At 37.2% G+C, this 25661-nt stretch carries 25 protein-coding genes; 1 reads left to right on the top strand and 24 read right to left on the bottom strand.

The window, feature by feature from the left end; all coding sequences use genetic code 11:
• Nucleotides 1–529 precede the first annotated feature (529 nt).
• A complete protein-coding gene (locus VIHSUH07_RS05975; protein ID WP_005378919.1) occupies nucleotides 530–1132 on the top strand; it encodes an HD-GYP domain-containing protein in 603 nt (200 codons plus the stop codon).
• Nucleotides 1133–1184: 52 nt separating this feature from the next.
• Here the strand turns inward: VIHSUH07_RS05975 and VIHSUH07_RS05970 are convergent, their stop codons facing one another.
• The 24 genes from VIHSUH07_RS05970 to VIHSUH07_RS05855 all read right to left on the bottom strand — a co-directional run bounded on the left by VIHSUH07_RS05970 (nucleotide 1185) and on the right by VIHSUH07_RS05855 (nucleotide 25425).
• Nucleotides 1185–1910 carry a ComF family protein gene (locus tag VIHSUH07_RS05970; RefSeq protein ID WP_105084263.1) on the bottom strand — a complete coding sequence of 242 codons (726 nt, stop codon included), beginning with the start codon at nucleotides 1908–1910 and terminating at the stop codon, nucleotides 1185–1187.
• Nucleotides 1910–4063 (bottom strand): SF1B family DNA helicase RecD2, encoded by a 2154-nt coding sequence (gene recD2 / locus VIHSUH07_RS05965; RefSeq protein ID WP_105084262.1) that lies wholly within the window; start codon nucleotides 4061–4063, stop codon nucleotides 1910–1912. Before recD2 ends, VIHSUH07_RS05970 begins: the two co-directional genes overlap by 1 nt.
• The gene (locus VIHSUH07_RS05960) at nucleotides 4063–4827 is read right to left on the bottom strand and encodes a shikimate kinase (RefSeq protein ID WP_105084261.1); all 765 of its coding nucleotides are present in this window, start codon (nucleotides 4825–4827) and stop codon (nucleotides 4063–4065) included. Before VIHSUH07_RS05960 ends, recD2 begins: the two co-directional genes overlap by 1 nt.
• A 9-nt stretch (nucleotides 4828–4836) precedes the next feature.
• Nucleotides 4837–5766 (bottom strand): bifunctional riboflavin kinase/FAD synthetase, encoded by a 930-nt coding sequence (locus VIHSUH07_RS05955; RefSeq protein WP_105084260.1) that lies wholly within the window; start codon nucleotides 5764–5766, stop codon nucleotides 4837–4839.
• Nucleotides 5767–5768: 2 nt separating this feature from the next.
• Nucleotides 5769–6704: a tRNA pseudouridine synthase B gene (locus VIHSUH07_RS05950; RefSeq protein WP_105084259.1), complete on the bottom strand. Its 936-nt coding sequence runs from the start codon at nucleotides 6702–6704 to the stop codon at nucleotides 5769–5771.
• Nucleotides 6704–7648 (bottom strand): DHH family phosphoesterase, encoded by a 945-nt coding sequence (locus VIHSUH07_RS05945; protein WP_105084258.1) that lies wholly within the window; start codon nucleotides 7646–7648, stop codon nucleotides 6704–6706. The genes VIHSUH07_RS05950 and VIHSUH07_RS05945 overlap by 1 nt, the downstream gene beginning before the upstream one ends.
• 17 nt (nucleotides 7649–7665) lie before the next feature.
• On the bottom strand, nucleotides 7666–8022 hold the full coding sequence (rbfA, locus tag VIHSUH07_RS05940) for a 30S ribosome-binding factor RbfA (protein ID WP_005380901.1): 357 nt from the start codon (nucleotides 8020–8022) through the stop codon (nucleotides 7666–7668).
• Nucleotides 8023–8031: 9 nt separating this feature from the next.
• Complete coding sequence (gene infB, locus VIHSUH07_RS05935; protein WP_105084257.1) at nucleotides 8032–10491, bottom strand: translation initiation factor IF-2; 2460 nt, start codon at nucleotides 10489–10491, stop codon at nucleotides 8032–8034.
• A 15-nt stretch (nucleotides 10492–10506) separates the two neighbouring features.
• On the bottom strand, nucleotides 10507–10812 hold the full coding sequence (locus VIHSUH07_RS05930) for a L7Ae/L30e/S12e/Gadd45 family ribosomal protein (protein ID WP_005378872.1): 306 nt from the start codon (nucleotides 10810–10812) through the stop codon (nucleotides 10507–10509).
• Between the two features lie 9 nt (nucleotides 10813–10821).
• A complete protein-coding gene (rnpM, locus tag VIHSUH07_RS05925) occupies nucleotides 10822–11091 on the bottom strand; it encodes an RNase P modulator RnpM (protein WP_105084256.1) in 270 nt (89 codons plus the stop codon).
• Entirely contained in the window at nucleotides 11091–12176 is a 1086-nt protein-coding gene (gene nusA, locus VIHSUH07_RS05920) for a transcription termination factor NusA (protein WP_105084255.1), read from the bottom strand. The genes rnpM and nusA overlap by 1 nt, the downstream gene beginning before the upstream one ends.
• Before the next feature lie 17 nt (nucleotides 12177–12193).
• Nucleotides 12194–12652 carry a ribosome maturation factor RimP gene (gene rimP, locus VIHSUH07_RS05915; RefSeq protein WP_105084254.1) on the bottom strand — a complete coding sequence of 153 codons (459 nt, stop codon included), beginning with the start codon at nucleotides 12650–12652 and terminating at the stop codon, nucleotides 12194–12196.
• Between the two features lie 188 nt (nucleotides 12653–12840).
• Nucleotides 12841–13533, bottom strand: a complete 693-nt coding sequence (locus VIHSUH07_RS05910; RefSeq protein ID WP_009661040.1) for a hypothetical protein — start codon at nucleotides 13531–13533, stop codon at nucleotides 12841–12843.
• Nucleotides 13517–14071 (bottom strand): lytic transglycosylase domain-containing protein, encoded by a 555-nt coding sequence (locus tag VIHSUH07_RS05905; RefSeq protein ID WP_005379024.1) that lies wholly within the window; start codon nucleotides 14069–14071, stop codon nucleotides 13517–13519. The genes VIHSUH07_RS05910 and VIHSUH07_RS05905 overlap by 17 nt, the downstream gene beginning before the upstream one ends.
• 64 nt (nucleotides 14072–14135) lie before the next feature.
• Entirely contained in the window at nucleotides 14136–14744 is a 609-nt protein-coding gene (gene coaE / locus VIHSUH07_RS05900; protein ID WP_105084253.1) for a dephospho-CoA kinase, read from the bottom strand.
• 47 nt (nucleotides 14745–14791) lie between these two features.
• Nucleotides 14792–17416 carry a DNA polymerase I gene (gene polA / locus VIHSUH07_RS05895; protein ID WP_105084330.1) on the bottom strand — a complete coding sequence of 875 codons (2625 nt, stop codon included), beginning with the start codon at nucleotides 17414–17416 and terminating at the stop codon, nucleotides 14792–14794.
• 380 nt (nucleotides 17417–17796) lie between these two features.
• Nucleotides 17797–18057: a 30S ribosomal protein S20 gene (gene rpsT / locus VIHSUH07_RS05890; protein ID WP_005378787.1), complete on the bottom strand. Its 261-nt coding sequence runs from the start codon at nucleotides 18055–18057 to the stop codon at nucleotides 17797–17799.
• 90 nt (nucleotides 18058–18147) lie between these two features.
• Nucleotides 18148–19320, bottom strand: coding sequence for a phosphopentomutase (locus tag VIHSUH07_RS05885; RefSeq protein ID WP_105084252.1), 1173 nt, complete (start codon nucleotides 19318–19320; stop codon nucleotides 18148–18150).
• 22 nt (nucleotides 19321–19342) lie between these two features.
• Nucleotides 19343–19876, bottom strand: a complete 534-nt coding sequence (locus tag VIHSUH07_RS05880) for an NUDIX hydrolase (protein WP_105084251.1) — start codon at nucleotides 19874–19876, stop codon at nucleotides 19343–19345.
• A 142-nt stretch (nucleotides 19877–20018) separates the two neighbouring features.
• Complete coding sequence (locus VIHSUH07_RS05875; protein WP_105084250.1) at nucleotides 20019–21635, bottom strand: DUF2828 family protein; 1617 nt, start codon at nucleotides 21633–21635, stop codon at nucleotides 20019–20021.
• 483 nt (nucleotides 21636–22118) lie between these two features.
• Entirely contained in the window at nucleotides 22119–22604 is a 486-nt protein-coding gene (locus VIHSUH07_RS05870) for a lecithin retinol acyltransferase family protein (protein ID WP_105084249.1), read from the bottom strand.
• Between the two features lie 22 nt (nucleotides 22605–22626).
• Nucleotides 22627–22971, bottom strand: a complete 345-nt coding sequence (locus tag VIHSUH07_RS05865) for a hypothetical protein (RefSeq protein WP_105084248.1) — start codon at nucleotides 22969–22971, stop codon at nucleotides 22627–22629.
• Nucleotides 22972–23069: 98 nt separating this feature from the next.
• A complete protein-coding gene (locus tag VIHSUH07_RS05860; RefSeq protein WP_105084247.1) occupies nucleotides 23070–24788 on the bottom strand; it encodes an NERD domain-containing protein in 1719 nt (572 codons plus the stop codon).
• A gap of 25 nt (nucleotides 24789–24813) precedes the next feature.
• Nucleotides 24814–25425: an SEL1-like repeat protein gene (locus tag VIHSUH07_RS05855; RefSeq protein ID WP_158251387.1), complete on the bottom strand. Its 612-nt coding sequence runs from the start codon at nucleotides 25423–25425 to the stop codon at nucleotides 24814–24816.
• Nucleotides 25426–25661 lie beyond the last annotated feature (236 nt).

The following is a 25661-nucleotide window of genomic DNA, read 5'->3' as shown; positions in this document are numbered from 1 at the left end:
TACTCCTCTCGGTTTCCCGGCAGGACTTACATCTAAGCCGCACCATGCTCACAGCCCTTTGGACTGCTTATGTGGATCGTTTTGCCTGCGACTGGCCTCGACTTACAACCACAGACCCGTATTTTAATATTATAGATTATAAATTATATCTATGTCTATATCTTTATTATTTGCAGATAATACAAACATATGTATTTATCAATATCACTGCTATGAGAATAAAAAATGCAAGTCTTAATTTCAATGTATAGAAAATAGGAATAGGAATATAAAATAATTCTTCATTTTTCTATTATAATTCTTAAAACACGATTTTTACATCCCATTCTTAATGCATTCCTTTTTTGTCAACACTTTCTATTATGCTAAATATGAATACCTATTCAAAAACCAAACATTATACCGATACACAAAGCATAAAAATTGTTGTATAATACGAATACTGTTAAAGAAGAACGGACTATAAGTTGTACGATGTAAAGTCCTTGGGGTTGGGACTTTACATATTTGTATAGTAGAGGGGTTTATTATGTTTATGTTATCATTGATGCAGCCGTCCGGGCTGTATGAACTGGAGAAAGATAGTTTAGAGGCCATTAGTGCTCAACTATTACAAATGATACAAATGAAAAGCTATCACTTGTATACACACTCTGTACAAGTCTCCAATTATGCAGTTAGTATTGCTGCAAAAATGGGATTGCCATTAAATGAAATTGAACAAATCCGTCATGCTGCACTATTACATGATGTAGGTCTTTTGATGATTCCTAATGCGATGATTCAAAAAGCACCATACTTGAACAAGCAAGAAATGTCAAAATATAAACAACATGCTGCTAGTGGTGCTAATATGATTGAAAACTATCCATGTTGTCAACAAATCCTATCATATATTCGTTACCATCATGAAAAATGGGACGGCTCCGGATATCCAAAACATTTACGTGGCGCCAACATTCCGCTAGGGGCACGTATCATTGCTGTTGCGGATTACTATGATTCCACTGTGAATCCATCCACTGAATTTTGGGCAAAAACAAAAGCTAAAGCAAAAGAAGAATTGTTTAGCGCATCTGGTTCCCTCTTTGATCCAGATGTTGTAAAAGCATTTATCGATGTACTAGGTTAAACAACATAATTAAGGCTGTAATAGAACAAAAATCTATTACAGCCTTTTATTTTTAAAAACTACCACTAGCTAATGTCAATGCTTCAATATATTGAGGTTGATATGCTCTTAGTATTCGAGCCGCTGACTCTAAGGTAGCTCCTGTCGTAAATATATCATCAACTAATAAAATTCGCTTATCATATAACAATGAGGAATCGCAAGTTTCCTTCCACATAAATGCCTTATCGATTATGCTATGACGTTCACTACCAGATAAGCTCCACATTTCTTTATGGGTATCCATTTTATATAAACAATCAAACCATTTATAACAGACCTCTTTTTCAGTATTATATTCCATAACTCCATTTACACTGTCATCGCTGCTTCTACCATCAATACGATTAGAATTTGAAAATGAAAACACCCAATTATAAAAAAATAGATCTACCTGATTATATCCTCTAACTTTCTTTTTTTCTGCACTTGATGGTATAGGAATCACATAATGAGGTCTATAATCGTGCATCCTCAAGTTGTACGATGCTAAAAAAGGAGCAGCCCCTTTGGACTGCTCCTTTTTTTCGTTAAATTTAACGTCATATATCATGGATTTAATACCACCTCGATAGTCAGCTAGAATCCAAGCAGAATCTAGCGAAGACAGTAATTTAGATGGCACTTGTCTTACATGTAGAACTTCTTCAATACAAGCATCACACCAATCCCCTTGTTGTTGTACATGGGTACCACAATGAGGACAAACAGGAGGAAATAAAAAATCAAATAGATTCATTATCCATCACATCTTCCTTGTAAACGATCTTTAAATAATGTATATCGTTCTTCACCATTAACCGTTTTAACAGCACGCTCTACAGAACTCTTTGTACCGATCATGATAACCTTTCGCTTGGCTCTTGTCACGGCAGTATAGAGTAAGTTCCGTTGTAACATACCACCATACATAGGAACAAATGGTATAATAACAACACCATATTCACTGCCTTGACTTTTATGAACTGTTATAGCATAAGCAGGCATAATCATATGCGCTTCATCAATAGATAGGCGAACCTCTTTATGAATAAAGCGAATGCAGATATCAGATTTGGTAATGGCATAAATAACGCCGATTTCACCATTAAAAACTTCTAATTCATAATTGTTAAGAACTTGAATTACCTTATCACCAACGCGGAATGTAATTCCATTAACACGCACTTCTCCTTTATAACTATCTGGAGGATTTACGGATTGCTGCACATATTGAGATATACTTGTACTGCCAGCCTTACCTCTACGCATAGGAGAAATGATTTGAATATCAAGTTCATCATCGACAAATTCTTTTTCCCGTTTATACACATCAACGATGGCTTTCATCATATCACCAAGAGAGTTAACGGAAATGAAAGAGAATTCATCACTAGTCGTATCAAGATTTGGCATTTCACCACGGTTAATAGCATACGCACTATCGACGATACTATTACCAGAACTTTGACGATAAATATGTTGTAATCGCGTATACGGAACCATATCACTATCAAGTAAATCTTTCAATACGAATCCAGCACCTATAGGAGGCAGCTGATCCACATCGCCTACGATAATAACATGGGCCTCACGAGGAATCGCTGACATTAGAGAATAAAACAATCGCACATTGAGCATGGATGCTTCATCGATGATAATAACATCTATATCAAGAGGATCATCTTCATTTTTAGTGAAATCATAAGAATCACTGCCAGCTACAGGCATGAGCAAGCGATGTATAGTTGTGGCTTCAAACTCAGTGGCCTCTGTTAAACGCTTTGCTGCACGTCCCGTTGGGGCACAAAGAATAATACGTCCTAATCCACCTAATTGAAAACCTTTAACTAAGGCTTTAATAATCGTAGTTTTACCAGTGCCAGGTCCACCGGTAATAAGTGAAAATTTTTCAAAAAATGATAATTCTATAGCTTCCTTCTGTTCAGGACCAAAGGTAATATGATTATCTGCTTCAAATCGCTCAATAAAATCTGGAATATCTAGAGATATAGGATCAGCTTCAATTAAGAAATCACGCGTATAGTGTACACCTTCTACTTCAGATACATACATTTCAGGTGGATATACATAGAGTATATCATCATAATAGGTACTATACATGATAGCTTGAGAAATTAATGAGTCAATATAGTTAGCTATTAAATCTGCATCTACTTGCAATAAATCGTAGGTACGCCCTATCAATTCATCGACAGGTAAACACGTATGACCTTGGTTATCTAAATTCCCTAAAATCCAGTTTACACCAGCCTCTAATCGTCGCTCGTCATCAGCATCAAGCCCTAAATTCATAGCTAATGTATCAGCCGTATTGAATAACATATCTGGGGCGATACGCAATAAATTATAAGGATTGTCTTGTATGACATCTATAGAGGATGCACCATAATATGTGTACACAGTGCGAGACCATTTAGAAGAAATTTGATGAGACTCAAAGAAATGGTTTAAATCGGATAATATACCTTCACCGAGTAATGTATTATATAATTCCTCTTTAACGCCTTTGCGTAAGCCGGGCACATCTTTAATTTCTTCTGGCCGTTCTTCACGCAGTACATCTAATAACCGGAGACCGAAATAATCACAGATTTTCTCTACAGATTTTTCGCCTAATCCCTTTATGCCTAAGTTCATCAAATACATTCTAGCAGCACCCATATTATCGGGTTTTAATTTTTCTATACTAGATGCATCAAACTGAATGCCATATTTTTGATGTTCTACATAACGGCCTTTAATCTCAATATCTTCCCCTTCTTTTGGGGCTTCAAAGCGACCAGTACAAGTAATGTATTCCTCATTATAATCTTTCACAAGAAATACACAATACGTGTTCTGTGTGTTCTGATATATAATTCGGTATACAAATCCTCGTAATACTTCCATTATTTCTCCGTATTAGGTAATGCTTCGATAATTTCTTGAACAGCGTCAGTAATGCTACCTTCATTGCCAATCTTAATATGAGCTACACTTTCATATAAAGGATAACGTTCCTCGTAAACATTGAAAATATATTCAATACTTTCTTTCACAAGTGGACGAATTTCTAAATCCAAATCATCGAGAATATGGTTAACGTCGCGATTAACAAAGACAACTAAACCATTATTTCTCATGAGATTTACAATTTTTTCAGATGTCACTGTGCCACCACCCGTAGCAATAACAGATGGTTTATTATGAATCAATTCTTTAATTGTTTCGTATTCATACTTACTAAATGCATCTTTTCCATCATAGATAAAGATATTTTGTACGGTTTTCCCCACTTTATCTTGAATCGTTTGATCTAAATCATAGAAGTCTCGTCCTAATTCTTTAGCTAACATTTTGCCAACCGTAGTTTTACCGGCACCAGGCATACCAATTAGGAAAATATGCTTATGCATGTGTTCTTTTAAGAACTCATTGCTAATCGAAATAACATCCTTCATATAGGATTCAATATATGTCAACATACGTAAATCGTCACATTCAGTTTTAAGACTAGAAATGATCTCATGATCCCGTTCTTCATCAATCAGTGGTAAATGATGTTCATCCTTATATTTACCAATTGATTTAATGATAGATAAACGTTGTTCAAATAAGTTTACTAACTGTGCATCAATAGTATCTATTTGTTTGCGTGCGTCTTTAATATCCATAGCTCCCCCTTATGGGTTATTACGTAAAATCCGAATTGCTGTTTCCTCATCGACCTTCATTTGGTCGATCAATTCTTGCAAATTATTAAATTTAACCTCACCGCGTATATATGATATAAATTGAACAGTTACTTCCTTACCATATACGTCTTGGTCAAAATCAAATACATGTACTTCACATCGATGATATTGATTTTTAAAAGTTGGATTATCCCCTATATTTCCAACACCATCATACCAAATGCCATCTATACAAACCCGATTAGCATATACACCATCAGGTGGGATTGCCATCTCATTGGGCAATAAAAAGTTAATTGTTGGAAATCCTAATGTACGGCCTCGTTGATCACCTTTTATGACGATACCTCTAAACTGGTATGGACGTCCGAGCCAAGCTGTAGCTTGTTTCATATGCCCTTCTTCTATAGCCTTACGTATATTCGTGCTACAGATAGGACCTTCTTCTGTAGATAGCAAGGGTTCAACAATGATATGAATCCCTTTTGCAGACAAACGCTCCCGCATTAACTGAGGATTGCCAGCCCCTTTGGCACCAAATGTAAAGTTAGTACCAATTGCGATACCTACAACATCTATATCACCACAAAGAGCGTCTAAAAATTCATCAGGTGACATATTGAATATGTCCAAATTCATAGGCAATCGTAAGATATAATCTACCTTTAGAGATTCTAAGATTTCATCCATAATATCGGCAGATAATACCCGTTTAGGAACATCTCCAGGTCGCAATATAGTCATAGGATGCGCACTAAATGTGACGAGAATCGTAACGGCATCATGCGCCTTAGCCTCTGCAATTGCATTACCAATGACCCGTTGATGACCACGGTGTACACCATCAAATGTGCCTAATGCGTATACGATTTTACGATTAATTTGACGTAATTCATCAAACGAGTGTAAATGTTTCATACTTATCCTTCAATAAAAATATTTTTATCCACTTTAAGTGAATGTTTCGTTCGTTTTAGAATGCCTACAAACCCATGAGGTCCATAAGCTCTATACTTGTTAGATGGAATCGTGTGAGAAAAGGCCTCTACAATTGGTAATTCCTTACCTTGTACCATCATCTTTAATTGTACACTATCTACGTCCACTTTTGAAAGATGAGATACCGCAATATCCGTAGGCAACAACAATTTTTCACCGTGAATCGTTAATTCCTCCGCTATATAGGCAGATTGAATATCAAAAGGCCCCACACAAGTTCTTGCCAAGGAAGTCATGGTCCCAGGAATGCCTAATTGAATACATATATCACGTAACAACGAACGAATATAGGTACCACCAGAACAGGTGACACGAATTGTAAAATAAGGAAAACCATAAGCTACCAATTCAATATTAGAAATCGTAATGGTTCGCATTGGTAACTCTACAGGTATCCCCTTACGTGCATATTCATAAGCCCGTATACCATTAATTTTTATAGCCGAGTACTTGGATGGGCGTTGCTCTTGTGTGCCAATAAATCTAGATAGCACTGATGATAATTCATCCCACGTTGGCGGTATCAATCGTTCATTAATTGCAGAGTGATCCGCCAGTAATGTAACGCCACTAGTGAGATTCATATCATCGTCAGGTAATACCGGCTGTCCCGTACTATCTTCAGTGTCAGTAAAGGTACCAAATTTACATTCTGCTACATAGGTCTTATTAAATCCATCTGTGTATTCAATGAGACGTGTAGCCTTACCCAAAAATATAGGCAATACACCATAGGCCATAGGGTCCAATGTACCACTATGACCTATTCGTTTTTCTTTTAAAATGCGACGACATATACCTACAGCATCATGACTGGTAATACCAGGAGGTTTTAAAAATGGCAACACTCCATCCATTATTTGATAACCTCCAATAGACGAGACTTAGCCTCATCGATAGAACCTTCTATGGTACAACCAGCAGCACGTATATGACCACCACCGCCAAAATGATTAGCAATAGCATTCACATCTGTCCCCTTAGATCGAAGGCTGATACGCGTGCGATTTGGGCTTTCACCTTTCAATAAAATGGCCACATCAACAGTATCTACATTACGAATAATGTCGACGAATCCATCTGTATCGTCGCCTAATATAGACATAACCTCTGGAGATAGCTCGATAGTAGCAACGCGATTATCCTTATAAAAAGCAATAGTTTGCATTACCTGTTTCGTTAATTCAAGACGTGCTGCACTTACGGCCTCAATCGTTTCGGAAATAACATTAGGGCGAGCCCCAGCAGCGACACAACGGCTAGCCATTTTAAGTGTATTAGCTGTAGTATTACTAAATTTAAAGAATCCACAGTCGGTGGCAATCGCCATATAAAGAGCATTGCCCATAGACTCTGTAATAGGCCAATTCCATTGTTCGCACAAGTCCGTAATAATTTCACCTGTAGCCGCAAAATCAGGTTTTAAATATAGATGATCTGCAAATTCTGAATTAGAAATATGATGATCTATATTAAAAATAGGTGCACTAAAGAGTGCACCTACGCGGCCAATCCGTTCATACGTGCTAGCATCTAATACCATTAGCATATCAACCTGTACAGGATGTATTTCAAAATAGGCAACATCCTTAATTTGATCGATATACGATAAAAAGGAATATTTTTCAGGTATTACATCATCCACGACCATATACACAGTTTTGCCTTGTGCTACGAGAGCCTCATAAAAGGCAACCATAGAACCAATAGCATCGCCATCTGGTCGTACGTGGACAGTGAGCATTATAGAATTAGCTTCACACAGAGCCATGTGTAATTGATTAATTGTGATCTTACTCATGTTCTGTATCCTTTGTGTTAATTTGTTTCTTCATCCTTTTTGATTTCATTCAAAAGGGATTCAATATGCATGCTGTAATCCAAAGATGTATCCTTATCAAAGGTAATCGTTGGAATATGGCGCAATTTTAATACCTTGCCAAGCTCGGTACGCACATGGCCAGATGCATGTTTTAAAGCGATAAGAGTATCTTCTTTCTCTTTATCAGAACCAAACAAGGAAACATAAATCGTAGCTTCACGCAAATCACCTGTCACGTGGACATCGGTAACTGTAGTAAAGCCGATGCGAGGGTCTTTCAACCCACGCATCAACATTTGACTTACTTCTTGTTTGATGAATTCTTGTAATTTTCTTACACGAACATCACTCATAGTAACCTCCTAAATTTGAGGTGCAACTTCTTCCATCAAGTACGCTTCGATTACGTCGCCTTCCTTGATGTCGCGGTAACCTTCCAAGGAAATACCGCATTCGAAGGATGTTTTAACTTCTTTCACTTCGTCTTTGAAACGACGTAAGGAATCAACCTTACCTTCAAATACGACAATACCATCACGGATCAAACGTACTTCGGAATCGTTCGTAATACGACCTTCCGTTACATAGGAACCAGCAACAATGGCCTTAGGTGTGGAGATAACTTGACGCACCTCTGCACGACCAACGACAACCTCTTTAAATTGAGGTGCCAACATACCGCGCATAGCAGACTCAACGTCATTAATAGCATCATAGATGACACGATATGTACGTAAATCTACCTTTTCTTGTTCCGCAGCACGGCGAACATTTGCATCTGGACGTACATTAAAGCCCATTACGATTGCATTAGATGCAGATGCCAACATGATATCAGATTCATTAATAGCACCTACGGCAGCATGAACGATAACGATACGAACTTCAGGGTTTTTAATACCTTCCAAGGATTGACGCAATGCTTCTACGGAACCTTGAACGTCCGCTTTGATGATGATATTAAGATCTTTTAACTCACCTTGTTGAATTTGGTTGAAGATATCATCCAATGTAACCTTGTGAGTAGCTTGTAATTCTTGTACACGTTGTTTAGCAATACGTTTTTCAGCGATTGTACGTGCTTCATTATCATCCATACCATGAATGATTTCACCAGCTTGTGGAACTTCGGAGAAGCCCAAGATTTCGACTGGCATAGATGGACGAGCAATCTTAACCTTTTCTCCACGTTCATTTGTCATGGCACGAACTTTACCATATGCAGTACCAGCAAGAACGGTATCACCTACGCGAAGAGAACCTTTTTGTACTAATACTGTACATACAGCACCACGACCTTTATCAAGTTGAGCCTCGATAACTACGCCGTACGCTTTACGGTTAGGATTAGCTTTCAATTCCATAACCTCTGCTACGAGCAAGATATTTTCGAGCAAGTCGTCAATACCTTGTTTTTTCTTAGCAGATACAGGAACCATGATTACATCTCCGCCCCATTCTTCTGGTAAAAGGCCATGTTCGGACAATTGTTGTTTTACATGGTCTGGGTTAGCGCCTGGTTTATCCATTTTATTGATAGCTACAATAATAGGCACATCTGCAGATTTAGCATGGTTAATAGCTTCGATAGTTTGTGGCATTACACCGTCATCGGCAGCTACTACAAGAACTGCGATATCTGTAGATTTTGCACCGCGTAGACGCATCGCTGTAAAAGCTTCATGGCCTGGTGTATCAAGGAATGTAATCTTATTGTCATTATAACGAACTTGGTACGCACCGATATGTTGCGTAATACCGCCCGCTTCGCCAGCTGTTACATTTGTTTGACGAATTACGTCCAACAAGGATGTTTTACCATGGTCAACGTGACCCATGATTGTTACAACAGGAGGACGAGGTTTCAATGTTTCTGGTGCATCTTCGATTTCAATAATATCTGTAGGATCTTCTTCCGGTTCTACTTCTGTTACGGTTACACCAAAATCTTCTGCTACGATGGTAGCTGTATCAACATCTACCTCTTGGTTAATACTTGCCATAACACCTAACAACATCAATTTTTTGATGATTTCAGATACTTCTCGGCCCATTTTTTCAGCCAATTCTTTTACTGTTAAAGGACCGCTTAATTCGATTTCCGTAGCGATTGCTTCTTGTGCTTTACGTTCTTCTTCCGCTTTATGTTGCAAGTATTGCTCGTTACGATGTTTTACCTTATTTTTCTTCTTTTGCATGGAAGTGGACAATAAGGATTGTGGGCGATTGTTACCTTTTTTATTTTTCTTATTGCGGCGATCATTGCCATTTTGTTGGTTACCGCCATTATTGTTGCGATTATCTACACGGCCATTGCGGTTGCGGTTATCTGCATTACCATTGTTACGGTTGTCATTTTTTTGACCTTGTTGACCATCATTCTTTTGGCCTTGTTGATTACCATTTGGACGATCTTGTTTTTGATGGTTACGACCATCTTGTTTTTGGCCATTATTTTGTTTTTTAGTAGGCTCATTAATTTGTACATGACGAACATTAGATTTCTTATCGTCATGTTTCTTATCATCACGTTTAGCCTCTTTTTTATGTCTCTGTTCTTTTGCTGGTTTATCTGTTTTTACAGCTTTATTAGGTGTTGCAGCTTTTTCATGTTTGCTTGGATTAGCAGGAGCAGCTGCTGCCTTTGTATCGACCCCATTAGATTTACCACCTAATTGGTTTTTTACCACAGTATAACCTGCATCATCTACTGTATTAACAGCTTTTGTAACATTAAAATTATGTTGTTGCAAAATAGAAATAACCTGTTTACTTTCAACGCCAAATTCCTTAGCGATTTCATGTACGCGCTTTTTGGACATCTACATACCCCCTTCTTACTGATCAATCTCTTTTAGTAATGCTTTTGCAAATCCATCATCCTCTACGGCTACCACTACACGTACTTCTTTGCCTATAGCCGTACCTAATGTTTCTTTACTGCCGACTTTACGCAATGGGATATGATGTAATTCTGCTAATTGTATGTATTTCTTTTCATTATTGGCCGCACAATCACCTGCTAATAGAACAAGCTTAGGGGTTTTCTTCTTCATCGCTTTCTCTACGATGAAATCTCCGGAACTCAATTTTCCGGCCCGTTGTGCCAAGCCTAAGAGATTTAAAACTTTATCTTCATTCATATGCTGAAATTATTCATGACCTTCCAAATCGTGCTTCAATGCTTCATATACCTCTTTTGATACAGCATGCTTCAAAGAGCGTTCTAGTTTTTTACCCTTATACGCAGACTCAAAACAGTCCATGGATGCACAGATATAAGCACCACGACCAGGGGCTTTACCAGTTCTGTCGATACTGATTGTCCCTTCTGGGCTTAGAGCAACACGCATTAACTCGCGCTTACTCTTTGGTTCACCACAGCCTACACAGGTGCGCATAGGTTGAGATTTGGTTTTCATTAGTCTTCACTTTCCGCTGCTTCAGTACTTGTAAAACCTGTAAAAGGATTTTCTGCAGCTTGTGTTTCACTCTTAATGTCGATTTTCCAGTTTGTCAATTTAGCTGCTAAGCGAGCATTTTGACCAGCTTTACCGATAGCCAAGGATAATTGGTAATCAGGTACTACAACATAAGAAGATTTTTCTTCTTCGCTAACATCTACAGAGATTACCTTTGCAGGACTTAAAGAGTTCGCAATATAAATGGCAGGATCTTCATCCCATTTTACAATGTCGATTTTTTCATCGTGCAATTCATCTACAATGTGTTGAACGCGTTGACCTTTCGGACCTACGCAAGCACCAACTGGATCGATGGATTCATCGCGGCTATATACGGCGATTTTAGAACGCATACCAGGTTCACGAGCTACAGATTTAAGCTCTACCACACCTTCATAGATTTCTGGCACTTCTAATTCAAACAAGCGTTTTAATAGGCCTGGATGAGTACGGGAAATCATAATTTGAGGGCCTTTCGTAGTTTTCTTAACCTCTACGATATAGCATTTAATGCGGTCCCCTTCATGATATGTTTCTGTAGCAATTTGCTCAGTTGGAGGTAAAATAGCTTCTGTTTTACCAAGATTGATATATACGTTTTTACCTTCAACGCGTGTAATAACACCCGTAATGATATCACCTTCACGGCTATAATATTCTTCGTATACAACACTGCGTTCAGCCTCTTTCAAACGTTGAATTAACATTTGTTTAGCTGTATGAGCTGCACTGCGACCAAAGTTAGCAGGTGTTACATCTGCTTCAACAATATCGCCAATTTCATAGCGTTTATCGATTTTACGAGCATCTAATAGGCTGATTTCGGTTTCTGGGAATTCTACAGTTTCTACAACTTGTTTCTTCGCCATTACCTTATAAGCACCAGTTTCACGATTCAATTCCACATACGCATCTGGATTAGAATGTGGTTCCTTACGATATGCTTGTAATAATGCAGCTTCTAGGGATTCAAAAATAACCTCAGGTGCAAAACCTTTTTGTTTTGTCAGCACCATAACTGCTTGAATTAATTCTTGACTCACTCGTATGCCTCCATATATTAAAAATCAAGATGTAATCGAATTTGTGCAATGGCAGAACGTTCAAATGTTAAGCTTTCACCATTGATTGAAAATTCTATCGTTGTATCTGTAAAGCCTTGTAGTACACCCGTATATTGTTTACTGCCATTAATAGGTTTAAACAATTGGATATCTACATCACGGCCATTATAGCGAATGAAATCTTTATCCTTTTTTAGAACTCGATCAAGACCAGGAGAAGACACCTCAAGCAAATAATTTTCTGCAATAGGGTCTTTCTCATCGAGAGCTGCGCTCAATTTTTCACTGACCATTTGACAGTCATCCAAATCGACACCACCTGGTTTATCAAGGTACACGCGCAAATACCAATCCCGTTCTCGAACATAGTCGACATCGACTAATTCCAGATTCGTGCCAGCTATAACGCCTTCAACTACAGAGGATACAAATTCCTCTACGGCCTCTCTTTTCATAGCCATCGCCTCCTTATAACATACTACATATCGATCATATACGCTGTTTTCATCATACAATTTGATGCAATTATATGACTAATTTCACCCAATCATAAACGAAAGAGTGAGCAAAAAATAGCCCACTCTTAAAAAAGTTTATATAAAAGTCATGTATAGTATAGCATAATTCCGCTAAAATGTACAATTTAACCGCGTGAATTTAATTCACACAGTATATTTTTTAAATGTTCAGATAGTACATGTTCCAAATCATCTAATGACTTAGCATCAAGATGATGATCAATTTCTGGATAATTTTGATACCGTAATTCTGCAAAGAATTCATCCCGATATTCATTATAGTACAACAGTAATCCTGTACATTCATCCATCTTTCGATATTCACCTATGATATAGGAACCATTAATCATGCGCACCGCATTTTTAGGTGTTATATCTCGTACAAATCCTTCTAACTCAGCAGGCATAACAGCTTCATAATCCCAATTTTGTAGCCCCTTGCGCATATAGGTATAGGTAAAATTTTCTGCACTGTTGATTAGTAATTTTGAAAGCCCCTGAACACAACGTTCTTGTAGGCCCTGCCAATACGGTTCGAACTCTTGGCGCACAAAAGATATATCTACAAATGTGAACAAAGGCATCACTACGTGCACTGTATAATCCTCTACCTCTTTATCGTAGAGAGCACACCACTTCCAACCTAAATCATTTTCATAGTGAAATAAAGGTAAAGTCAACACAGCTTCACCTGCAGCTAATGTTTCTTGCGCTTTCACAATTTCATCGGGCCCTGTCACCTTGAGTTTAAAATTACCAATCTCCGGTGGCAACCAAGAATAGTCTAAAGACTTACAGGTTTCAATGATGTTCTCCATATAATGACTCATACCTTTCTTGATAGGTTAAAACGGTTTTAACATACATACGCGTTTCTGGAAATGGAATCGTATCAACCATGCCATTCCAATTTTTTTCCTTAATCCATGATTCTACATGTCCACGACCTGCATTATAAGCAGCTAACGCTTGCACTTCATCACCGTTAAATTCTTTTAATAAATACCCTAAATACCACGTCCCCAGCTGAATATTTGTTTCTGGCTCTTTTAGCTGACGATCTGTGTAGTTACCATGTCCCATTTGTTGTGCTACCCAACGGGCCGTATCCGGCATGAGCTGCATCAGTCCAAGCGCCCCCGTCTCGGATTCCGCCGTATTCTTGTATTTACTTTCAGCTAAAATAACACTAGCCACCAACGATGGTGACACCTCTTCTTTTTCCGCAGCCGATACAACTACATCTCTATAATCAAAGGGGTATGCCGTATAGCGTGCTACAGGATCTTGCATATGGTTAAAATAAAACCAGCCCAACACGACAACAGCCAATGCTGTTGCTGTATTTCGTTTCATACATCCTCCCCTTAATCCTAACCGTATATATTTTGAATCGATTCAATCTTATATATATTGATAATTATTTATTATACAACGGTAGTAGTTTCTCATGCCACAATTTTTCTAACTGAATATATAATTCATCAGGTGTACCATCATTATTAATGATGACATCTGCAAAGGAGCGTTTATCATCTAATAACATTTGACTTTGAATACGCGCTAATGCGTCCTTTTTTGAGTATCCATTGCGCTCCATTAACCGGCAAACCTGCACCTCTGGCGATACATAGACAAGCCAAACCGTATCGAGTCGCTCATACCACTTACCTTCAATGAGAAGAGGAATATCATAAATGACGGCTGGAGCTTCTTCCTCTTCATACATAGCACTCAGTTCATCAATACGCTGACGAATGAAACCATGTAAGCAGCTATTTAACTGTAGGCGTTTTTCTTCATTGTGAAAGACGATACTACCAAGTGCTTCACGATTTAATCTACCACCATCGAGAATCACTGTATCACCAAATAATTCACGAATAGCAGCGAGTCCAGGCGTACCAAGATCAACCACTTCACGTGCTACTACATCGGCATCAATATAAGGTACATTCTTCTTTTTAAAAAAATCTAGTACTGTACTCTTGCCAGATGCAATTCCACCTGTTAAACCTATTTTTAACATATGTGCCTCCTGCATCTATCCTTCTACTCTAACGTTATATGTAAAATTTATTTTACAAGTGCCCAGTTTTCCGCATTATGTACATCGACGATAAGTGGAACTTGTAATTCTACAATGGATTCCATAGTTTCCTTAAGCAACGTTTGAATAGCATCCAATTCTTCAGTTACCACTTCTAATACAAGTTCATCATGCACCTGTAATAATAAGCGAGATTTAAACGCCTTCTCCTCTAAAATAGATTCTACCTTGTTCATAGCGAGCTTAATAATATCAGCAGCAGTACCTTGTATCGGTGTATTCATTGCTGTACGCTCTGCAAAGGAACGACGGTTGAAATTACGGCTATTAATATCTGGTAACTCGCGCATGCGACCAAACATCGTACGCACCTTACCGGTTTCATGGGCTTCTTTTACCATGTTATCCATATATTCTTTAACCTTTGGATAGCGGCTAAAATAAAGCTCAATATAGTTTTTTGCTTCTTGACGTGTAATGCCTAAATCACGAGACAAACCAAAATCTGAAATACCATAGATAATGCCAAAGTTGACAGCCTTTGCGTGAGAACGTTCTTCGCTGGTTACTTCATCTTGAGACTTACCAAGCACTTCAGCAGCAGTAAATCTATGGATATCTTTACCATCGTTGAAAGCCTTAATTAATGCTTCATCACCAGACAAATGCGCCAAGATACGGAGCTCGATTTGTGAATAATCGGCACTCACCAATGTATCAAAGCCTTCGCCAGGATAGAATAACGCTCTAATTTCACGACCCTTTTCTGTACGAACAGGAATATTTTGTAAGTTCGGATCTGAAGAGCTCAAGCGTCCAGTAGCTGTTACCATTTGGTTAAATGTGGTATGAATGCGATGTGTTTCAGGATTAATAAGGACCGATAAGCCTTCACAATAGGTAGAAACTAATTTAGCTACAGAACGATAAGCTAAAATCTTCTCTACAATAGGACTTTCATGACGAAGCATATCCAATACTTCTGCATCTGTAGAGTAACCTGTTTTCGTCTTTTTAATGACAGGTAAATTCATCTTTTCAAACAAGATAATGCCCAATTGTTTTGGAGAATTAATATTAAACGTTTCCCCTGCCAATTCATAAATTTCTTGCTGAACAGCTTCGAGTTCCGCCTTGAATTTAACAGTTGTTTCTTCTAATTTTACAGGGTCAATATAAATACCATTTTTCTCCATAACTAATAATGTATGAATCAATGGCAATTCAATATTGTTGTATAACTCCCATAAGGATTCGTCTTGCAATGCCTTAACAGCAGCATCGTCCATAGCAAGCAATGCTTTCACCATAGAGACGCATTCTACATCTACACTACCTGTGGCAATAGATGGCACACTAAAACGCTCTGTTAAATAGAGATATCCATAATTGGTACGCGTTGGGTCCAATAGATAAGCCATCAAGGATACATCGTGAATACGAGCCACGCCATTTTCATACAAACTGATTTGAGCCGGTTCATCGTGACAAAGAACTTCCATTAATTCTTTGCTTTGTGTTGTCACAACCGTTTTCGCACCATTTAACGCGTTTAGTAATACATCATTATGAGAACCATCTAACTTGATGATGCTTTCACTATTGTTAATGAAAGCAGATGTAATCGTACGGAACGGCGCTTTGCCATCCGTAATAATATGAACACCAATGGTTTTATTTTTGTAAAAGTCCTCAGTAAGAGCAGATGCATCTAACAGGTCTTCGATTTTAATCTCTTCGGCCATACTAAATAGGCCACCAAAATCCTCTGTGTCGCCACCTTCTACGCCCATCACACTAGCCAAACGAGGTGTCAATTTTGTAAAACCTAATGTTTCAAACATCGGTTTCACTTCGCCAAGATGGAAATTCTGTACAAATTGATCGAGCGTATAAGACAAATCCATGTCAGTCTTGATAGTAGCCAATTGACGAGATAAGAAGGCTAACTCTTTATTTTCAACAAGACGCTCTTTTAATTTCTTGCCAGAAATATTATCAATATTCTCATATACTGACTCTAAATCACCATATTCATTAATCAATTTAAGAGCTGTTTTTTCACCAACCCCTGGAACGCCTGGAATATTATCGGAAGAATCGCCCATAAGCGCCTTCATTTCGATAACTTTATCTGGGCCATAGCCATATAATTCAGACATATTATCCAAGGTAACCTCAAGCATATCCGAGATACCTTTTTTCGTTAAGAATACATGACTGTAATCGGTAACAAGCTGTAAATTATCGCGGTCACCAGTAATAATTTGCACTGCTAAATCAGAAGATCCAAATTTTTTAGACAAGGAACCAAGAATATCGTCCCCCTCATAACCTTCCTCTTTAATAACACAAATGCCAAGAGCCTTTAACACATCTTGAATCAAGCTAAACTGAGGACGTAAATCCTCTGGTGCATCAGGGCGATTACCCTTGTATTCACTATACATTTCCGTACGGAACGTTTGACGACCTTTATCAAATGCGACCGCAATATAATCAGGTTTAATCTCTTCATATAATTTAATGAGCATTGTCAAAAAACCATATACTGCATTGGTTGGCGTGCCAAGAGCAGACTTCAACGGAGGAAGCGCAAAAAAGGCACGGAATAACAGGCTGCTGCCATCTATAATCATTAATTTTTTCATAAGTACACCTCGCTTAATCATATGTTTCATTATAGCATATTGGGGCGTAATAAAATTGATTTTTGCTACCTTTGCTTCTATCAAAAATATATGCATTCATCTTTCTAAGTTTTGCAGAATAGGACTGAGGGCAGCCCCAAAACCTCCACCGGCCGGGTCTGACTACGGCCTACGGCCTTCGCAGGGCCAAAGTCGGTATTGGAGCTACCCTCAGTCCACTCCCATAAGGTATTCAAAATGTTATGCATATATTTTATGATTACAGCATTTAGCACTAAAAATCAATTTTATTACTGCCGAGTACAAAAGAAAAAGGACGCCTTTTGGCATCCTTTGGGTATAAAAAAAGCCCATCATCGATGGGCTTTGGCTCTATAAAATTATAAAGCGTTTACTTTAGCTGCAAGGTTGGATTTTTTGCGAGCTGCAGTGTTTTTATGAAGTACACCTTTGGAGGCTGCTTTATCAATTACGCTAGTAGCTTGAACAAGTGCTTGTTTTGCTTCTTCTACTGCGCCTGCTTGAACAGCTTCAACGGTTTTACGAGCTGCTGTACGGATTTGAGATTTCACAGCGGCGTTTTTCGCACGACGTTCAGCATCCGTTTTTACGCTTCTAATACTGGATTTAATGTTTGGCAATTGAGTCACCTCCTTAAAAATCGTTTCTTATACCTGAATGATTATATCATACAAGATATTGTGACGCAAGGATTATATTACACAATACGACTATTTCATAATATCTTTTAAAAATGATGTGCCTACTGCATATGGTGAAAGTACAAAGTTCGCCAATACGGTTTGTCCTATATCAGCAAAACTATGGCGCAAACCTAAATCGATAGCCCCTTTCATACTTGGACTATAGGCAAGTAATGGAACATGTTCACGCGTATGGTCTGTGCCATGCCATGTAGGATCATTACCATGGTCAGCTGTGATGATAAGCAAATCATCTTCTTTCAATAAGGGTAATAATCCACTCAATTGGTAATCGAAATCTTCAATGGCACGTTTGTAACCTTCTACATTGCGGCGATGACCATATAGACTGTCAAACTCTACAAGGTTTACCATCATAAGGCCTCGTTCAAAAGAAGAACCTAATAAATATGGCACTACATTCATGCCGTGAGCATTCGATTTCGTTGGATAGCTTTCATCCCATCCAACATGAGCATAAATATCACCAATTTTGCCGACGGCCACCGTAGGAATTTGAGCTGCTTGTAATTCCTGTTGCACCATACGGTGTTCAGGCATACGGCTATAGTCATGACGATTCGAGGTACGTACAAAATGACCTGGTTTACCTATAAACGGACGAGCTATGATACGACCTACATAATAATCACCAACGCATACTTTGTTACGCGTAATTTCGCACATACGATACAAATCCTCTAAAGGAATCACATCCTCGTGAGCCGCAATTTGGAACACAGAATCGGCAGAGGTATACACAATAGGTTTCCCCGTTTTTATGTGCTCTACGCCAAGACGCTCTATAATTTCCGTACCAGATGCCACCTCATTACCAAGATACCCATAACCGGTTTCTTTAGTGAAAGTATCCATCAATTCCTTAGGGAATCCATCGTAAAATGTAGGGAACGGAACCGTAACAGGATGTCCCATCATTTCCCAATGACCACTAGTTGTATCCTTCCCTGTACTGACTTCCTCCATTTTCCCATAAGCACCCATAACAGGTGTTTCATCGGTCTTAATATCCGCAATATTTGCCAACCCTAGAGAACGCAATGTGGGACAATGAATCAAACCTGCAGTTGCTTCGATATGTCCTAATGTATTAGCCCCTTCATCATTAAATTTTGCCGCATCTGGGGCATGACCAATGCCAACAGAATCCATAACTAATATAATGATTCTTTTATACATAATAACTCCTCCCAAAGGAAGTCTATTTAAGATAAGGCATAGCTAACATTAGAGCTGCTAAGGATTTACTATCCTTAATTTGTTCATTCTTAATAGCCTCTAGCAGTTCAGGTAATGTAAAGTACTCAAGCTCTACGTATTCATCTGGATCCCAATGAGTTTCACCCATGGTGAGATCTTTTGCTAAGTATAGATGTAGTACTTCATTACAAAATCCAGGACTTGTCGCAATTGTGCCTAATGAAATCCATTCTTTAGCGCGGTAACCAGTTTCCTCTGCCAATTCACGTTTAGCACAATTAATAGGTTCTTCGTTAGGGTCTAGTTTACCTGCCGGAATTTCAAGCAAAGGTTGTTGTAAAGCATAACGGAATTGACGTTCCATTACAATTTTGTTATCTTCTGAAACGACAACGATAGCAGTTGCCCCTGGATGGTGCACCACCTCACGCCATGCATCATTTCCATTTACATCAGCTATATCATAGGTAACCTTAATTAATTTACCATCAAACTTCATTTCGCTAGATTTTTGTATTTCTTTGCTAATTGCCATACTTAATTCCTCGTATATATAAATGATTGTTTTATTATAAAACCTACAACTCATTATAGCACAAATTAATTACACCAAAAGAAGGTTCCTACTAGTCATTTTGCGACTAACAGGAACCTATTTTAATGAGATTATATAAATGTTACGCTACCTTTACATAGCCTTGTAATACTGTATCTACAATACTACATTTAGCATCTAATTCGGCTTTGAGTGCCGTTTCAGGATTGACTTCTCTAGATACCACCATATCTAAGATGGATTTAGAGAATCCAGATACGAGAATGACACCGCTTGGATGCATTTGTACAGGAATTGTATTATGCGCATAGACCGATACATTCCAGAAAATGAGCCGTGGCATAGTATACCCAAGGGCCTCAAATTTCTTACGACATGATTCAATAACAGTTGTGTTATCCTCATGCTTTGTAGCCTGGTCAAACTGCATATCAGAAATAACGAGACACGCTGAAGGTAATTCCTCTTGACGCAGATGATTTTTTACAGCTGTATCTAGAATTAAGTCAAAAGTTGCCTCTATATCCGTATTGCTGTAATCGTCAAAGCGATGCAATCGTCTAAGCTTATCTCGCAAAGTTTCACACATCGAAATATCTACCATCTGAGGGCGATTGCTAAAGGTGATGAATCGATTTTTAAAAGATTCATTCTTATTATGCTGAGCACAATACAATGCAATCGAATCTGCTACATTAAGTGCGGTAACGGAACTATTACCAGATAGTTGTTGCCCCATAGATCCAGACCCGTCGCGTATAACTAAGATATCGTCATAATCCTTAGGTGATTCTTGGGCATGCCATAATTGCTCTAATGTTTCATCATACGGTCTTAAAATATTCCTCCAGCAACTATTATTGTCTATATAGGCTTGTACAATATCATATAAGAACATAGAATTGGCATTAATCTTAACAGAATCATCGCCCTTTTCTAATGATGTAAGATACGCCTGGCGGCGTTCTTCATCATGTTTTAAAAAGGCATTACGATATTTTAGATTCGCCTTAGATGGCACATGATTATAATTAATATCATTCCATTGGTTCAGCGATGCCTTTCGATCTACCACCGCTAAATGTTCACGCAATTTAGACAACATTTTACGATACTCTCGTGCATTTAGATGTAACAAGGATTGTAAAATAGCCGCCTCAGAACGCTTCTGCTTAGAGGATGTATTATTGGACGGCATCCATTTTGCTAACAAGCTAATAGAGTCGCCTAGTCCACACCCCATTACATCACGTCTAAACTGATTGGCGATGACTTCACCTAGTCCATCATGTAAAATACCACTCGTCGTATCAAAGAAAATGCGTAGCACATCATCCCAACGACCATAGTTCCACAACTCAGTACCGATGATAAACTGCAATGCCATCTCTGGATGCAAATCACCAATTTTAGTGAGCATCATGCGAAATACATCGCGCTCGCCAAGGCCTAGCTTAATATGACGGACATACATAAGCCATTTCATGGTATATAGAGGATCTTCATCGTAGGATGTAATAAATAAGCGCAATGCTTCCACAGCATCCATAGTGCGATGTGCACCATAGAAATAGCGGTCATGTTTACTTTTACCATAAAAATCAACCGCAACTTGACGCAATGCAGGCACAGAGAAATTTAGATCTACAAGGGAACTGCCACTCGTACGATACGCAGTACCACCATTAGCAGTATAAGACTTTTCATTATTTGTTAAAGCGTCCATAAATGTATTCATAGTTCATATCTCCTTGGCATATAAAAAACCGCTGCGGATTATCACAACGTAAATTTTGAAAGCAAAATAAACAAGACAACCATGAGCGGTTAAAATACAAAGTTCAAGACAATTACTAACCTCACTGAGGCTAAGGTTTACTAGACACGATATTCTAGACCAAATGGTCTCCATAACTACTTTTTCTGGTTATTTAATCAAATGATTGCTGCTAGTGTCTAACCTTATGAATCGTTTATGAACGATAACTATGAAATTATACTAGATTCTATACTCATCTTAATCAAGTTATGTATGTGATAGGATTGCTGTTAGAATCTAAGTCTTTCTGTTCTACATGTTGGTGATTTCTTTCACCTGATGATGTAATTATAATACACGCATCCGTGTGTGTCAACAATTATTTTTAAAATATTTTGCTTTTTTGAAAGTTAGAACTAGCAACACATGTTTTACTGCATTGCTAGTCCCTTATAGTTACTACTAATACTCTGCCTCAACACGCCAAATTTCATCAACCAACCATTTCATTGGTCCCCACGAAGGTTTAAACACTCTTGCTGCCATACCTTCTATACTAAGTTGTGTAGATTCTAATTGACCTGTTTTACACCAAATAGCAAAGTGCTCACAGTTATGATCAAACAAATTATAATCGCCTTTTCCAATCATAGATTTTGCACGTTGTACAGTTTTACGCGGCCCATAAAAGCTAGCAGTTACATCAGAGTCTTGGAAAATAGATAGTAATGTATCGTCCTCAGCAATATATAAGGTATCTCCGTCACAAAACTCTTCAATACTAGTTTCGGCAATTCGTCCATCTAGTGGAGAATCCCCTTTTATATAGTGGATAATCTTATGATAACCGGCATATACTCCATAATGCTGATATAAATTACGGCCTAATAATCCACTATGCCGTTCACAAAAAACAATATCACCTAATTTTAACTTTCTTGAAGCCATAGCTACTCTTCCTTACAACACATTATTTGTGATTATTCATATACGTAATAATATCATCTAAAGAAATATTTTGATTCTTGCCTCGTAATAATCGCCATACCTTTCTAACTAATTTATAGAATAGATATAAACCAGCCAATGGCCAGAATACACCAAATGGGTTTTGTTCAAATGGATTCCGTGGATGTGGAAATGGTCCAGGCATAGGTCCTATAATATTAGGCCATCTATGTTCTTGATACACCCCTTCAGGATGAACACCAGTTTTATTTTTATTGGAAGAAATATACTCTACTACATCCTCGTATAATTTAGGATCTTCTTTTTTTACACTTTCAAGAGCTTCTTTGATAACATCTGTTTTCATACCATACACCTCTATACTATAAAACAACATTAGAATAACTAACTGATTACATGTATATTGTACAAAAGTGTATGCGAAAAAAATAACGCATCAAAATATTATTTTAATAAATTGAGACCAAAAGTTTCTAATAAAGCTTCTTTACTAGGTCCATTGATTTCATTTACACCTAAATGATTTAGAATAGACTTATAATCTTCATTAGGTACATTATCATAGAATGCTAATTGTAAATATGTATTTGCCCGCGATGAACCAACATAAACCAAACGTTTATGTAATTCATTAGTGAGGCGATTGACTAAAATATCAATTAGTAAAACTGCTTTGGCTTCTAATCCTTTAAATTTACGAACTGATGTGAACAATATATTATTTTTCTTTGGCTCAGTAGAAATAGATACTCCATTAATAGCAGAAATATTTTTTAACATACTGTTAGGAACACTACTTGTAGTAAGAATAACAATGTCTTCAGGTTTAACCTTATCTTGAATCATTTTTGTAACAAACTTTGTAACAATGTTACGTAATTCATTTTCATTCTTGTAAAATGAGCCAAATGGTTTTATCCCTGACAGTTCATTTATATAAGCATCTTTCTTTATATCACTTAATGTTGTACCTACAGTCTTTGCTATTTCTGCAGTATTGCGACAATTTTTATACAATACAAGGCGACAATCCCCATAAGTATCTAACCAATGCGTCGATTTATGCATCATTATATACTGATTTTTATCGTAGAACACATAATAATGACCGCCTAACATGTCTACTAATATAGAAATATGTTCCAATATACGTTCATCAATATCTTGACCTTCATCAATAACTACATTTTCATAAGACCATTCTAAATCATCATATTCATTTTGAAAGTACTCTATAAACTGGGGGATAATTTCAGAAATAGCATAATCAGTATTAGGCATCAACTCTTCAGCTAATGATCTCACATTATGGAATACTATATTCTCACAAGAATAATGCTCTTTCACATAAGATAATAAGAACTCATTAAAACATAAATATAAGACTTTCTTACCTTCAGCAGCCAGCATTTTAGCCTTTTCAATAGCCAACATCGTTTTACCTGTACCTGCAGGGCCATGAATAACAGCCGTTGGCTGCTCACGTAAAAAATGCAATATAGATGCTTGTTGTTTCGTCATTTGAATATAACTTTTCGTTGATTCAAGAGCTGTACTTGCAACTGATTCAACAATATTAAATGTAGGCATCAACGTCTTAATCATGTTCTGAAAATCATTAATTGATAATTCAGAATCTCTAAATCCTAAATTAGATTTCCAATAGCTAAAAGCTTTATCCATAGATTCCTGTGGATTAAGTAAGCAATCTACATCAAACACAATATCTCTATTTACTTCTAGTGGTAATGAAACCTTATTATGAATTGCCACAGATGGAAACCATACGGCACGACCAATAACAGGCATTTGACCATTATAATGTTTACGTAAATAATTCTGAATCCTAAATTGACTCTCTGCAGCTTGTCCTAAAGGGTCTATAATTTTTTCTTCCTTTGTATTTCGATTCGTTTGAATCCAGTTTCCATCACGATAGGAAATCCCACCAGCTTTTACCTCTATAGATAAAATACCTTTTTTAGGATGTAAAATAACAAAATCTGCCTCACCTTCACTCCTACGTTGATTTAATTCCCCTAACCATCTATAAGAATGAAAAATTACATATTCGTTATTTAATTTAGAGAGCGCCTCATATACGAGACGCTCTCCTTCACTACCGTGGAAACTATTTATTATTGTTGGGTAGAATTTTGGCATTTAATATCTCCTAAAGTATATACATTTAGTTATTATAATTATAAATTTTCTTTATATCAGGAGAAATTGTAATATTGTAAATTTCACAAAGACTAGCCACCATTTCAATATATAATGCTTTTGCATCATTAAAGCGATAATTTTTTATATAAAAACAGCATTTAGATATATAATGTTGATATAAATTGATATAGATTTGATTTGATAATTCCTCCTCATCTATATGATTTACAATAGTTGGAGCAATTCTATAATATTCATTTATTAGTTTTAATCCATCCTTATCAAAACATTTTAAATATGTATCTCTAAACCTTCTTAATAAATTTAATTCATCACAATTAGAAGTTTTTTTCAGTGCGATACAAGTAGCAGTGGATATAAAACACCAAGAATCATGATAGTCTTCAACATCAATTTTCCTATTATAACTCTTACTTGAATTATATGAATCCTTACGCTTTTCTTCCTTTTTAATAATTTTATTTAATTCTAAATACCAGTCATTTGAATCCCTGTAATGCCTAATTTTGAAAAATAAATCACGGGATTTCTTAATATTCTTAGATATACCTAGCCCATTAAGATACATCATTGCTATATAATAAGTAGCAATATCACTCTGGCACTTACGCAAAAGTTTTAAAGAAATAGGATAATTTCCCAATCTATAGTGTAACAAACCAATTTCTAAACTATAATCATTATCTTTTTTTATCTGACTGTAAATGATACTCTAAGAATGTACAAAAATGATGATATAAGAATGTACAACTTTGATTGTATCACCGATACTATAGTTGAGGTGATAACAACATGCAATACGTATACGCTATTAACAGTTCATTTACTGTAACATCATTATTAGACTTA

The organism is Veillonella sp. T34266-5, from assembly GCF_002959815.1.
In the GTDB taxonomy this organism is placed as follows: domain Bacteria; phylum Bacillota; class Negativicutes; order Veillonellales; family Veillonellaceae; genus Veillonella; species Veillonella atypica.
This window is presented reverse-complemented; position numbering and strand designations above follow the sequence as displayed.

What these genes read in the sequence shown, in the direction of transcription:
- VIHSUH07_RS05930 (WP_005378872.1), bottom strand. Translation starts at nt 10,812, where the DNA reads ATGAATGAAGATAAAGTTTTAAATCTCTTAGGCTTGGCACAACGGGCC.
- VIHSUH07_RS05905 (WP_005379024.1), bottom strand. Translation starts at nt 14,071, where the DNA reads ATGAAACGAAATACAGCAACAGCATTGGCTGTTGTCGTGTTGGGCTGG.
- rimP (WP_105084254.1), bottom strand. Translation starts at nt 12,652, where the DNA reads ATGAAAAGAGAGGCCGTAGAGGAATTTGTATCCTCTGTAGTTGAAGGC.
- VIHSUH07_RS05870 (WP_105084249.1), bottom strand. Translation starts at nt 22,604, where the DNA reads ATGGCTTCAAGAAAGTTAAAATTAGGTGATATTGTTTTTTGTGAACGG.
- VIHSUH07_RS05860 (WP_105084247.1), bottom strand. Translation starts at nt 24,788, where the DNA reads ATGCCAAAATTCTACCCAACAATAATAAATAGTTTCCACGGTAGTGAA.
- rbfA (WP_005380901.1), bottom strand. Translation starts at nt 8,022, where the DNA reads ATGAGTGATGTTCGTGTAAGAAAATTACAAGAATTCATCAAACAAGAA.
- polA (WP_105084330.1), bottom strand. Translation starts at nt 17,416, where the DNA reads ATGAAAAAATTAATGATTATAGATGGCAGCAGCCTGTTATTCCGTGCC.
- VIHSUH07_RS05970 (WP_105084263.1), bottom strand. Translation starts at nt 1,910, where the DNA reads ATGAATCTATTTGATTTTTTATTTCCTCCTGTTTGTCCTCATTGTGGT.
- VIHSUH07_RS05955 (WP_105084260.1), bottom strand. Translation starts at nt 5,766, where the DNA reads ATGAAACATTTACACTCGTTTGATGAATTACGTCAAATTAATCGTAAA.
- coaE (WP_105084253.1), bottom strand. Translation starts at nt 14,744, where the DNA reads ATGTTAAAAATAGGTTTAACAGGTGGAATTGCATCTGGCAAGAGTACA.
- VIHSUH07_RS05975 (WP_005378919.1), top strand. Translation starts at nt 530, where the DNA reads ATGTTTATGTTATCATTGATGCAGCCGTCCGGGCTGTATGAACTGGAG.
- VIHSUH07_RS05880 (WP_105084251.1), bottom strand. Translation starts at nt 19,876, where the DNA reads ATGGCAATTAGCAAAGAAATACAAAAATCTAGCGAAATGAAGTTTGAT.
- VIHSUH07_RS05945 (WP_105084258.1), bottom strand. Translation starts at nt 7,648, where the DNA reads ATGAGTAAGATCACAATTAATCAATTACACATGGCTCTGTGTGAAGCT.
- rnpM (WP_105084256.1), bottom strand. Translation starts at nt 11,091, where the DNA reads ATGAAAACCAAATCTCAACCTATGCGCACCTGTGTAGGCTGTGGTGAA.
- infB (WP_105084257.1), bottom strand. Translation starts at nt 10,491, where the DNA reads ATGTCCAAAAAGCGCGTACATGAAATCGCTAAGGAATTTGGCGTTGAA.
- VIHSUH07_RS05875 (WP_105084250.1), bottom strand. Translation starts at nt 21,635, where the DNA reads ATGAATACATTTATGGACGCTTTAACAAATAATGAAAAGTCTTATACT.
- VIHSUH07_RS05960 (WP_105084261.1), bottom strand. Translation starts at nt 4,827, where the DNA reads ATGGATATTAAAGACGCACGCAAACAAATAGATACTATTGATGCACAG.
- recD2 (WP_105084262.1), bottom strand. Translation starts at nt 4,063, where the DNA reads ATGGAAGTATTACGAGGATTTGTATACCGAATTATATATCAGAACACA.
- VIHSUH07_RS05865 (WP_105084248.1), bottom strand. Translation starts at nt 22,971, where the DNA reads ATGAAAACAGATGTTATCAAAGAAGCTCTTGAAAGTGTAAAAAAAGAA.
- VIHSUH07_RS05885 (WP_105084252.1), bottom strand. Translation starts at nt 19,320, where the DNA reads ATGTATAAAAGAATCATTATATTAGTTATGGATTCTGTTGGCATTGGT.
- VIHSUH07_RS05910 (WP_009661040.1), bottom strand. Translation starts at nt 13,533, where the DNA reads ATGGAGAACATCATTGAAACCTGTAAGTCTTTAGACTATTCTTGGTTG.
- VIHSUH07_RS05950 (WP_105084259.1), bottom strand. Translation starts at nt 6,704, where the DNA reads ATGGATGGAGTGTTGCCATTTTTAAAACCTCCTGGTATTACCAGTCAT.